We start from the raw sequence: 9,912 nt of genomic DNA on the forward strand, positions 1-9,912 counted from the left end.
GCGCCGTCAGGCCATAGAGAAACGGTGTGATCGTGCGGCGCGTCAGGGCGTGCAGCAGCAGCACCGCCAGCCCCACCCAGGGCAGGCTCGAGCCCAGGGCCCACAGCCAGCGTTCGCCCGATCCATCGCCCAGCCGCCGCCGGCAGGCCAGTTCGCGCTGCAGCCGGCTCATTCCCGCCTGGGCGCCCCGCGCCGCTCGGCCAGCACCTCCTGCACCCGGCGCCAGTCGACGCCGTGGTGGGCCAGGGCCACCTGCACATGAAAAATCAGATCGGCCGCCTCGCCGGCGATCGCTGCCGGGTCGTCGTCCTTGCAGGCCATCACGAATTCGGCGCTCTCCTCGCCGATCTTCTTGAGGATGCGGTTGTCGCCCCCCTCCAGCAGCTTGTTGGTGTAGCTGCCAGGCTCCGGCCGCTCCCGGCGGCCATTGATCACCCGCGCCAGCTCGGTGCACACATCCGCCGGCGGCGGCAGGGCGTCCGGGCCGCCGGCTGTCGCCTCCGCACCTTCCTCGTAGAAGCAGCTGCGGGCGCCGGTGTGGCAGGCCACCTGGCCCACCTGCTCGATCGTCAGGAGCAGCACGTCGGCGTCGCAGTCGTAGCGGAGCCCCCTCAATTTTTGGAAATGGCCGCTGGTGGCCCCCTTGTGCCACAGCTCCTGCCGCGAGCGGCTCCAGTAGTGCACCTCGCCCGTGGCCAGGCTGCGCTCGATCGCCTCCCGGTTCATCCAGGCCACCATCAGCACCGCCCCGTCCAGCCAGTCCTGGGCCACCGCCGGGATCAGCCCCGTCCCGTCGAAGCGCAGCGTGGCGATCAGCTCCGGGCCCGCCAGCGCCGCCCCCCCGCCGGGCGACGGCGGGTGACAGGATCCAGGGGAAGCGGCGGATGGAGCCCCCACGGGACGCGACGTCAGCTGCAGTGATCCTCCCCCATGTCCACCCCCGCGGCCCACACCTGCAGCAAGAGCTACGGCGGCTTCCCCTGCTGCCATCGCCAGTGGCGCCACCCGGGCCACTGCCGTTTCGTGCACGGCTACAGCCGCAGCTTCACCTTCTGGTTCGCCGCCCACCACCTCGACCTCCACGGCTTCGTGGTCGATTTCTCCAGCCTCCAGCCCCTGCGGGCCCGCCTCGAGCAGCAGTTCGACCACACCTTCCTGGTCAACCACGACGACCCCCTGCTGGCCCAGTGGCAGACCCTGCATGAGCAGGGCGCCCTCGACCTGCGGGTGATGGCCAACGTGGGCATGGAGGCCAGTGCCGAGCTGGCCTGGGGCTGGGCCAACGCGCTGCTCCACCCCCGCGACGGCGGCCGCAGCTGCTGCTGGCGCGTCGAGGCCCGCGAGAACGAGGCCAACGCCGCCCGCTTCACCGCCATCCCCGACTGGTTCGAAGCCGGCGCCACCACCAGCCCGGAGCCCTGGCCGGCGCCGTGATCCTCACCCGTCTGGCCACCGCCTGGGCCCTGTTCCAGGGGCTGCTGATCGAGGCGCTGCCCTTCCTGCTGATCGGCGTGCTGATCTCCGCCGGCGCCCGCTGGTTCGCCCCGGGGGGGCGCTGGCTGCGGCGGCTGCCGTCCCACCCCCTGCTGGGTCCGCTCACCGGCGCCGCCCTCGGCTTCGCCCTGCCGGCCTGCGAATGCGGCAACGTGCCGGTGGCCCGCCGCATGCTCAGCGGCGGCGCGCCCCTCGGCGCCGGCCTCGGCTTCCTGTTCGCCGCCCCCGTGCTCAACCCGATCGTGATCGCCAGCACCTGGGCGGCCTTCCCCGACCAGCCCTGGCTGCTGCTGGCCCGCCCCCTGGGCGCCGTTGTCGTGGCCGTGGGCCTGGCCCTGCTGCTGGGCCTGGTACCCGAAACCCAGCTGCTCCAGGCCGACCTGCTGGCCGAGCGGCGCCTGCACCAGCCCCTGGCGGCGGTGGGGCTGCTGGAGCGCTCCAGCGGCCTGGTGGGCGCCCCGCCACCGTCGGCCCTCAGCGCCGACACCGCCCCAGTCCGGCCGCCCCTGGCCGAGCTGATGAAGCACGCCAGCCAGGAGTTCCTCTACCTGGCCCTGCTGCTGGTGATGGGCAGCGTCATCGCCGCCCTGGTGCAATCCTTCGTGCCCCGCAGCTGGCTGCTGGCGGTGGGCGGCGCCCCCACCCTCTCGATCCTGGCCCTGATGCTGCTGGCCCTGGTGGTGTCGGTGTGCTCGAGCGTGGATGCGTTCCTGGCCCTCAGCTTCGCCGCCCAGGTCACCCCCGGGGCCCTGCTCGCCTTCCTGCTCCTGGGCCCGGTGATCGACCTCAAGCTGGTCAGCCTGCTCGGGCTGCTGTTCCGCCCCCGCGGCCTGGTGCTCACCACCGCCGGGGCCGCCCTGATGGTGCTGCTGATCGGCCAGTGGGTGAACCTGTGGCGCCTGTGACTCCCCCCCTCCTGCAGCGGGCCGCCCTCTGGCGCGCCGCCAGCCTCGGCCTCTGGGCCCTGGTGATGCTTGTCAGCAGCGTCGACGGCCGCCTCGACCTGCTCCTGCGGGCCGTGTTCCACCCCCTGGTGGCCCTGGCCGGCCTGCTGCTGCTGCTCGTGGCCCTGCTGCAGCTGCGCCTGGCCTTCGGGCCCGGCCGGCAGGAGCGGGGCGACCGGCGCCAGGCCCGCACCCTGCTGCTCACCGCCGCCATCGCCCTGCTGGTGCTGCTGCTGCCGCCGGCCCCCTCCTTCGCCGACCTGGCCGGCCAGCGCCCCCGCGACGAGACCGCCGAAAGCGAGCTCAGCTTCGTGTTGCCGCCCGCCCAGCGCAGCCTCACCGACTGGGTGCGGCTGCTGCGCAGCCAGCCCGACCCCAAATTGTTTGCCGGCGATCCGGTGCGCATCAGCGGCTTCGTGCTGCCGATGGAGGGCGAATCGCCCCAGCTGGCCCGGCTGCTGGTGCGCTGCTGCCTGGCCGATGCCTCCCCGGTGGGGCTGCCCGTCCACTGGCCCGCCGGCCAGGCCCCCTTCCCCGCCGACCAGTGGCTGGCCATCGACGGGGTGATGGGCCTCAAACCCGCCCCCGGCGGCGGCGAGCGGCTGGAGGTGGTTCCCAGCCGCATCCGGCCGATCCCCCGGCCCGCCCGGCCCCTGGAACCATGAGCCCGCTCTCCCGCCTCCCCGGTGCCGGCCCCCTGCCGCTCACCCTGGCCCTGGCAGGGCTGCTGGCCCTCGTCCAGCAGCAGCTGCTGCTGAACCACCCGCCCCGGCTCGAGCGGCTGACGCCGGTGGCCGCCAGCTCCGGTCCCGCCGCCCTGCAGGCCCGCTTCAGCCGGCCCATGGACCCGGCCAGCCTCCAGGCCGCCAGCACCCTCAACCCGCCCCTGGCCCACCGCTGGCTCGGCGACGGCGACACCCTGCTGCTGAACCTCTCCCCCGACCAGCGGATCAGCTCCCCCCTGCAGCTGCAGCTGGCCGGCCGCGATCGCCGCGGCCTGGCCCTGGCCCCCCAGCGCTGGCAGTGGGATCCGCGCCCCCGGCTGCTGGCGGTGGTGCCGGCGGGCAGCGGCGAGCAGCTGCAGGTGCGGGAGCACGACGGCCGCTGGCGGCCGATCTCGCCGGTCTGGCCGCGCATCACCATGGTCGAACCGCTCGGCGGTGGCGAGGCCGTGGCCGTGGTGTCGCGCTCCGAAAACGGCCGCTTCCGTGTCTGGCGGCTGCCGCTGCGCCAGCAGCCCCTGCGCCCCCTGGGCCGCGGGCGTCCGGCGTCAGCGTCGCCCGTGCAGGCCGGTGCCCCCGAGGCCATCGGCGCCGGCGAGATGGTCTTCGCCCACATCAGCGGCAACCGCCGCGGCGACCTGCTGGTGCAGGCCGGCGGTGAGCAGCCCGACCAGGTGAGCATCAGCCTCTGGCCCGCCCGGGGCGGCCCCCGGGTGCTGCCGCTGGAGGCCAGCGGCGCCGTGCGGCTGCTGCCCGAGGGGGGCGCCCTGGTGGTGCCGGAGATCGACGGCCTCAGCCTGCGCGACCTGCCCCCCCGGCCGCCCCGCCGCCAGACCCTGCCCGGCAGCCGCGACCTGAGCAGCTTCTGTCCCCGGGCGGGGCGGGCCCTGCTGGTGCGCCACTGGCCCGATTTCCGCCGCTCCCTGGAGCTGGTGGAGCCGGGCGTGGCCCCGCGCCAGCTCTGGCTCGGCCCCCAGGCCCTGGCGGCCACGGCCTGCAGCCGCGGCGGCGAGCGGATCTGGGCCCTGCTGATCGAAGGGGTGGGCCGGCCCGTCCTCACCCTGGTGACCCTCGACCGGCGCGGCACCGTGCTGGCCTCGCGGCGCCTGGCCGGCTGGGAACTCGAACCCGGCACCGGCCTCAGCTACGACCCCACCAGCGACCGGCTGGCGCTGGTGCTCCGCCCCCTGGGGGAGCTGCGCGGCGCACCGCCGGCGCCCCCCCGGGCGGTGCTGATCGAGGCCTCCAGCCTCACTCTCCAGCCCCTGCCCCAGGAGGCCCTCCAGGCCATCTGGCTGCCGGCAGGGTAGAAACGGAACCATGCAGGCCCCCACCGCCCCCGATCTGCCGCCGCGCCAGGCCTCCCTGCTGGCGGAACTGCGCGATGCCGACGGCGAACTGAGCGGCCAGGACCTCCATGCCCGGCTGCGGGGTGGCCCCTCCGCCATGGGCCTGGCCACCGTCTACCGCCACCTGCGCCAGCTGCAGCAGCGGGGCCTGGTGCGCTGCCGCCACCTGCCCAGCGGCGAAGCCCTCTACGCCCCGACCGAGCGGGACGAGCACCACCTCACCTGCGTCGACTGCGGCACCACCATGGTGCTGCCCCAGTGCCCGGTGCACGGCCTGCACCTGCCGGGGGAGGACCTGGGCGACTTCCTGCCGATGTATCACACCCTCGAGTTCTTCGGGCTGTGCGGCCGCTGCCGGGGCGCCCGGTCCTGAGGCCGGCCGATCAGGCCCGGAGGCTGTCGCGGTGCAGCACCGCCATCACATCGAGGATCTGGCTGCAGCGCTCCGCCGGCACGCTGATCAGTTCCCCCAGCCGCTGCAGCATCGCCTGCTCCACCGGCTTGAGGCTGCGGTTGGCGTACACCAGCAGGGCCGCCATCGCATAGGCCGTCTCCTGCTGGGGTTCGCTCAGCACCGGCGCGGCCTCCACCAGCAGCTGTTCCCAGCCGCCGTTGCGCAGGCGCCCCAGCAGGCCGTCGAACATCGCCCCCATCACCGCTTCGCCGAGGTTGCCGTAGGGCGAGCGCAGCTCCAGCTGCTGGCGCAGCAGGGCGGCCTCGTCACCGTCGAGGGCGCCATCGCAGGCCACGGCGGCAAGGCCGATGGCGGCGAACGCTTCACTGGAGTTCATGGGCCAGGTACGGAGACCGCCATTCCAGCAGCCGCGGCGGCACTGGTGGGGTGAGCGCGCCGGCAGAATCACCACAGCGGTTCCCCTTCCGGCCATGACCAGCACGAAACTGGACGCCCCGACCCCAGGTGCGGCCACCGAGGCGGCCGCCGAGGCCCGGCCCATCTCCGTGCCGGTGACGATCCTCACGGGCTTCCTCGGAGCGGGAAAGACCACCCTGCTCAACCACATCCTCAGCAACCAGGAGGGGGTCAAGACCGCCGTGCTGGTCAATGAGTTCGGCGAGATCGGCATCGACAACGAACTGATCGTCGCCACCGGCGACGATATGGTGGAGCTGAGCAACGGCTGCATCTGCTGCTCGATCAACGGCGAACTGCTGGAGGCCGTCTACCGGGTGCTGGAGCGCCCCGACCCCGTCGACTACCTGGTGGTCGAGACCACCGGCCTGGCCGATCCGCTGCCCGTGGCCATGACCTTCCTCGGCAGCGACCTGCGCGACCTCACCCGGCTCGATTCGATCATCACCCTGGTGGACGCGGAGAACTTCGGCGCCGAGACGCTGCAGGGGGAGGTGGGCCGCTCCCAGATCGTCTACGGCGACATGATCCTGCTCAACAAGTGCGACCTGGTCAGCGAGGAGCGGCTCGAGCGGCTGGAGGCCGAGCTGCGGGCGATCAAGAGCGAGGCCCGCATCCTGCGCTCGGTGAAGGGCGAGGTGCCCCTGGCCCTGCTGCTGAGCGTGGGCCTGTTCGAGAGCGACAAGGTGGTGGCCCAGCAGCAGGCTCCCGGCGCCGGCGACCACCACGGCCATGACCACGGCACCCATCACGACCACGGCGCCGAGGACCACAGCCACTGCGACCACGACCACGGCCACTGCGAGCACGAAACGGAGGCAGGTCACGATCACGGCCATCACCATGGCCACGACCATGACCATGGCGGTCATGCCGACCACCAGGCCATTGAGGGGTTCACCTCCCTGTCCTTCAGCAGCGACGGCCCCCTCTCCCTGCGCAAGTTCCAGAATTTCCTCGACAACCAGATGCCGGCGGGGGTCTTCCGGGCCAAGGGCATCCTCTGGTTCAACGAAAGCGAGCGCCGCCACGTGTTCCACCTGGCGGGCAAACGCTTCTCCATCGACGACAGCGACTGGCCGGGGGAGCGCAAGAACCAGCTGGTGCTGATCGGCAAGGATCTCGACCACCAGCGCCTGCGCCAGCAGCTCCAGGCCTGCGTGGCCGGCGCGTCCGGCAAGGGCTTCGCCTGATCGGCAAACCGCCGTCCCGTTGTGCTGCATCCACTACGGAACCACCGGCTGGCGCCGCTAGGGTGACGCTCTACGTACTGCTCCCATGACCGAGTTCCTCCTGATGACGGGCGTTCTCGCCCTTCTCGGTCTGGTGCTGTGGATGGCGATGGATTCCGACGACGACAACGGCGGCGGCGGCCTGATGCAGCCCGCCCTCATCCCGGTGCGCCGCTCCAGCTCCTACTGAGCGAAGCGCGCGTAAGCATTGATACCTGGCTTCGCGTCGTTTGTGCCGACCACCCCTTCGGAGCCTTCATAGGGTCCGGGCAGACACCCGTTCTTCCCGATGCCCTCGTCCAGGTTCCTCCGTCGTCGCCTGCTGCTGCCTGTCGGCGGATCCGCGGCCCTGGCCGCAGCCCTGCTCGCCGTCTTCGGCGGCGGATCTTTGCCGGCCATCGGCCAGTCGCAGACCCAGGCTCCCGCCGTCGCCCAGGCCGGCACCACCATCGGGGTCTACTCCGGTCGCCACTACAACACCGACAAGGAGCTCTACCGCCAGTTCACCGCCCGCACCGGCATCAAGGTGAACGTGCTGGAAGCCAAGGACGACGCCCTGCTGGAGCGCCTCAAGAGTGAGGGCAAGAACAGCCCCGCCGATGTGCTCGTGCTCGTCGATGCCGCCCGCCTCGATGCCGCCACCGACCAGGGCCTGTTCCGGCCCACCCGTTCGGCGGCCCTGCAGCGGGACGTGCCCGCCAACCTGCGGGATTCCCAGGGCCGCTGGTATGGCCTCACCCGCCGGGTGCGGGCCGTGGTCGTCAACCCGAAGCTGGTGAATCCCGCCACGATCCGCACCTACGCCGATCTGGCCAAGCCGGCCCTCAAGGGCAAGCTCTGCCTGCGGGAGCGCAAGAGCCCCTACAACCAGTCCCTGGTGGCCAGCCAGATGATCCTGCGGGGTGATGCCGCCACCCGCACCTGGATCCGCGGCATGGTGGCCAACGTCAGCCAGCCCTTCTTCACCTCCGACACCCCCCTGGCCCGGGCCGTCGCCCGGGGCGAGTGCGGCGTGGGGGTGGTGAACACCTACTACATCGCCCGCATGCTCTCCGGTGAAGGCGGCGCCCAGGACAAGCAGCTGGCCGAACGCCTGAGGGTGGTCTACCTCAATCCCTCCCACGTCAACATCACCGGCGCCGGCGTCACCCGCCACGCCAGAAATCCCCAGGCGGCGACCCGGCTGATCGAGTTCCTGGCCTCCCCCACCGGCGGCCGCGGCTACGCCGAAGCCAACAACGAATACCCGCTCAAGGGCTTCGGGGATAACCCGATCCTGAAACGGTTCGGCAGCTTCCGGGCCGATGGCGTCTCGGTGGAGCAGATCGGATCCAGGAGCCGGGCGGCCACCCGGATGATGGAATCGAACGGCTGGAAATAGGACACCGGATGGCGACAGCGGCAACGGCGGAGCGGGCACCAGCCCCCCGGACAGCTCCGCCGATGCGGCGGGCTTCCCTCGCGGCGGCCGTCCTGCTGGTCTGCGCCCTGGCGGTGCTGCCGTTCCTGGCCCTGGCCGGCTTCGCCCTTCGCGATGCCGGCTCCGGCGGCCTCTGGCTGGGGGCCGAAGGCCTTGAGCAGCTGAGCAACACCCTGGTGCTGGTGCTGGGCGTCGGACTGATCGCGGCCCTGCTCGGCACCGCCAACGGCTGGCTCACCGCCTGCTGCCGCTTCCCGGGACGCCGCTGGCTGCGGCTGGCCCAGGTGCTGCCCCTGGCGGCTCCGGCCTTCGTGCTCGCCGCCGTGCTGGTCGACCTCGGCAGCCGCTGGGGCTTCCGCGTGCACGGCATCGGCTGGGCCGTGCTGCTGCTCAGCCTCACCACCTATAGCTACGTCTTCCTGCTCTCCACCGAGAGTTTCTCGGGCAGTGGGCAGCGCCAGCTGGAGGCCTGCCGCAGCCTGGGGGTGGGCCCCTGGGGCAGCTTCCGGCGGGTCGCCCTGCCCCTGGCGCTGCCCTCCATCGGTGCCGGTGTCGCCCTCGGCGGCATGGAGGTGGTCAATGAACTCGGCGCCGTGGAGCTGCTGGGGGTGCCCACCCTCTCGCGGGGGATCCTGCAGCGCTGGCAGGCCGAGGGCGACCTGCCGGGGGCGGTGGGACTGGCCCTGATCGCCCTGGTGCTGGTCAGCCTGCTGGTGGGGGCCGAACGCTGGATGCGCCAGCGCAGCCGCCGCTGGAACATCGGCCAGGACGGTGCCGGCGCGCTGCAGTGGCCGCTGCAGGGATGGCGCCGCCTGCTGGCCCAACTGCTCTCCGTGCTGCCGCCCCTGGTGAGCCTGGGGCTTCCCCTCACCTGGCTGGTGGCGAGCCGCGACCACCTGCAGAGCGATCCGCTCGAGGATCTGCTGGCCCTGACGCTGCGAAGCCTGGGGCTGGCCCTCGTCGCCACCGTGGTCACCGTGGCGGCGGCCCTGGTGCTGGCCATCAGCCGCCGCTGGCTGGCCAACCGGCTGCTGGGGCGGCTCACCTTCTTCGCCGGCATGGGCTACGCCGTGCCGGGCACCGTGCTGGCCCTGGCCCTGATGCTGATCGGCGGGCCGCTGCAGCTCAGCCCCCTGCTGCTGCTGCTCTGGGGCTACGCCGACCGCTTCATGGCCGTTTCCAAGCAGGGACTCGACGCCTCGTTCGAGCACATTCCCCCCAGCCTGGACGAATCGGCCACCAGCCTGGGCTGCGGCTGGCTGGCGGTGCTGCGCCGTGTCCACCTGCCGCTGCTGCGCGGTCCGCTGCTGGTGGGGTCGCTGCTCGTCTTCGTCGACGTGGTGAAGGAGCTGCCCCTCACCTTCTCCCTGCGCCCGTTTGACTTCGACACCCTTTCGGTGCGTGTCTACCAGTACGCCAGTGACGAACGGGTGGGGGCGGCCCTGATTCCGGCGCTGCTGATCCTGGTGCTGGGGCTGGCCGCCTCGATCGCCCTGATGCCGAGCCTCGAGCGCCAGGGCCGGGGCGAGTGAAGCGGGCCCCGGCCGGACCGGAGCCCAGGGTTCCGCGCGATCTCAGTCGCGGCCGCAGCAGCACTTGCCGCCTTTCCATTTGGAGCATTTCTTCTGGCGGCAGCCCTTCTTCTTGGCCTGGGGCTGGGGACCGCGGACGCTGATCGGAGCGGGGACGTCGGGAAGGCTGCCGAGGGAGGGGGCCATGGGGGCGAAGGGAAAGGGAGGAGAAAGGAGAAAGCTGAAAGCAGGGGGCGTCAGGCCGCCAGGGGAGCGCCGTCGACCAGGGCCGGTGCCAGGCGCAGGCTGGTCTCGCCGCTGGGGACCTGCATCAGGTCGGCGGCCCGGATGCGGGAGATCAGCCGGGTG

The 9,912-nt window shown here is 72.4% G+C and carries 12 protein-coding genes and 1 pseudogene; 9 read left to right on the forward strand and 4 right to left on the reverse strand.

Features of this window, described 5'->3' with window-relative positions; genetic code table 11:
• Positions 1–168 precede the first annotated feature (168 nt).
• Entirely contained in the window at positions 169–831 is a 663-nt protein-coding gene (hisIE, locus tag KUG39_RS14450; protein ID WP_216915830.1) for a bifunctional phosphoribosyl-AMP cyclohydrolase/phosphoribosyl-ATP diphosphatase HisIE, read from the reverse strand.
• Between the two features lie 99 nt (positions 832–930).
• Here hisIE and KUG39_RS14455 point away from each other — a divergent pair, with 99 nt between their 5' ends.
• Genes KUG39_RS14455 through KUG39_RS14475 form a run of 5 tightly spaced genes read left to right on the forward strand, consistent with a single transcriptional unit; the run spans position 931 to position 4,882 of the window.
• Positions 931–1,434, forward strand: coding sequence for a 6-carboxytetrahydropterin synthase (locus KUG39_RS14455; protein WP_216915820.1), 504 nt, complete (start codon positions 931–933; stop codon positions 1,432–1,434).
• On the forward strand, positions 1,431–2,399 hold the full coding sequence (locus tag KUG39_RS14460; RefSeq protein ID WP_216915822.1) for a permease: 969 nt from the start codon (positions 1,431–1,433) through the stop codon (positions 2,397–2,399). The genes KUG39_RS14455 and KUG39_RS14460 overlap by 4 nt, the downstream gene beginning before the upstream one ends.
• A complete protein-coding gene (locus KUG39_RS14465) occupies positions 2,396–3,103 on the forward strand; it encodes a TIGR03943 family putative permease subunit (protein WP_190612599.1) in 708 nt (235 codons plus the stop codon). The genes KUG39_RS14460 and KUG39_RS14465 overlap by 4 nt, the downstream gene beginning before the upstream one ends.
• Positions 3,100–4,470: an Ig-like domain-containing domain gene (locus tag KUG39_RS14470; protein ID WP_216915824.1), complete on the forward strand. Its 1,371-nt coding sequence runs from the start codon at positions 3,100–3,102 to the stop codon at positions 4,468–4,470. The genes KUG39_RS14465 and KUG39_RS14470 overlap by 4 nt, the downstream gene beginning before the upstream one ends.
• 10 nt (positions 4,471–4,480) lie before the next feature.
• Complete coding sequence (locus tag KUG39_RS14475) at positions 4,481–4,882, forward strand: Fur family transcriptional regulator (protein ID WP_216915826.1); 402 nt, start codon at positions 4,481–4,483, stop codon at positions 4,880–4,882.
• A gap of 10 nt (positions 4,883–4,892) precedes the next feature.
• Here KUG39_RS14475 and KUG39_RS14480 read toward each other — a convergent pair whose 3' ends face one another.
• Complete coding sequence (locus KUG39_RS14480; RefSeq protein WP_190612595.1) at positions 4,893–5,300, reverse strand: tellurite resistance TerB family protein; 408 nt, start codon at positions 5,298–5,300, stop codon at positions 4,893–4,895.
• A 94-nt stretch (positions 5,301–5,394) separates the two neighbouring features.
• Between KUG39_RS14480 and KUG39_RS14485 the strand changes: the two genes are divergently transcribed.
• The 4 genes from KUG39_RS14485 to KUG39_RS14500 all read left to right on the forward strand — a co-directional run bounded on the left by KUG39_RS14485 (position 5,395) and on the right by KUG39_RS14500 (position 9,564).
• Complete coding sequence (locus KUG39_RS14485; RefSeq protein WP_286191217.1) at positions 5,395–6,573, forward strand: CobW family GTP-binding protein; 1,179 nt, start codon at positions 5,395–5,397, stop codon at positions 6,571–6,573.
• Between the two features lie 85 nt (positions 6,574–6,658).
• Positions 6,659–6,802, forward strand: a complete 144-nt coding sequence (locus tag KUG39_RS14490; RefSeq protein WP_190612594.1) for a hypothetical protein — start codon at positions 6,659–6,661, stop codon at positions 6,800–6,802.
• 99 nt (positions 6,803–6,901) lie between these two features.
• A complete protein-coding gene (locus KUG39_RS14495) occupies positions 6,902–7,993 on the forward strand; it encodes an extracellular solute-binding protein (RefSeq protein WP_216915828.1) in 1,092 nt (363 codons plus the stop codon).
• Positions 7,994–8,055: 62 nt separating this feature from the next.
• Positions 8,056–9,564: an ABC transporter permease gene (locus KUG39_RS14500; RefSeq protein ID WP_190612608.1), complete on the forward strand. Its 1,509-nt coding sequence runs from the start codon at positions 8,056–8,058 to the stop codon at positions 9,562–9,564.
• Positions 9,565–9,606: 42 nt separating this feature from the next.
• Here the strand turns inward: KUG39_RS14500 and KUG39_RS14505 are convergent, their stop codons facing one another.
• Together KUG39_RS14505 and KUG39_RS17370 are read right to left on the reverse strand one after the other, a co-directional pair.
• Positions 9,607–9,750 (reverse strand): hypothetical protein, encoded by a 144-nt coding sequence (locus KUG39_RS14505; protein WP_190612590.1) that lies wholly within the window; start codon positions 9,748–9,750, stop codon positions 9,607–9,609.
• Positions 9,751–9,800: 50 nt separating this feature from the next.
• Positions 9,801–9,912: pseudogene (locus KUG39_RS17370) on the reverse strand (Crp/Fnr family transcriptional regulator); the annotation flags it as partial.

The sequence above is a fragment of the Synechococcus sp. CCAP 1479/10 genome (genome assembly GCF_019038515.1).
Taxonomy (GTDB): Bacteria; Cyanobacteriota; Cyanobacteriia; order PCC-6307; family Cyanobiaceae; genus Cyanobium.

Bases quoted from the DNA above. Each gene is read 5' to 3' on its own strand.
- KUG39_RS14455 (WP_216915820.1), top strand. From the start codon at position 931: ATGTCCACCCCCGCGGCCCACACCTGCAGCAAGAGCTACGGCGGCTTC.
- KUG39_RS14470 (WP_216915824.1), top strand. From the start codon at position 3,100: ATGAGCCCGCTCTCCCGCCTCCCCGGTGCCGGCCCCCTGCCGCTCACC.
- KUG39_RS14475 (WP_216915826.1), top strand. From the start codon at position 4,481: ATGCAGGCCCCCACCGCCCCCGATCTGCCGCCGCGCCAGGCCTCCCTG.
- KUG39_RS14480 (WP_190612595.1), bottom strand. From the start codon at position 5,300: ATGAACTCCAGTGAAGCGTTCGCCGCCATCGGCCTTGCCGCCGTGGCC.
- KUG39_RS14485 (WP_286191217.1), top strand. From the start codon at position 5,395: ATGACCAGCACGAAACTGGACGCCCCGACCCCAGGTGCGGCCACCGAG.
- KUG39_RS14490 (WP_190612594.1), top strand. From the start codon at position 6,659: ATGACCGAGTTCCTCCTGATGACGGGCGTTCTCGCCCTTCTCGGTCTG.
- KUG39_RS14495 (WP_216915828.1), top strand. From the start codon at position 6,902: ATGCCCTCGTCCAGGTTCCTCCGTCGTCGCCTGCTGCTGCCTGTCGGC.
- KUG39_RS14500 (WP_190612608.1), top strand. From the start codon at position 8,056: ATGCGGCGGGCTTCCCTCGCGGCGGCCGTCCTGCTGGTCTGCGCCCTG.
- KUG39_RS14505 (WP_190612590.1), bottom strand. From the start codon at position 9,750: ATGGCCCCCTCCCTCGGCAGCCTTCCCGACGTCCCCGCTCCGATCAGC.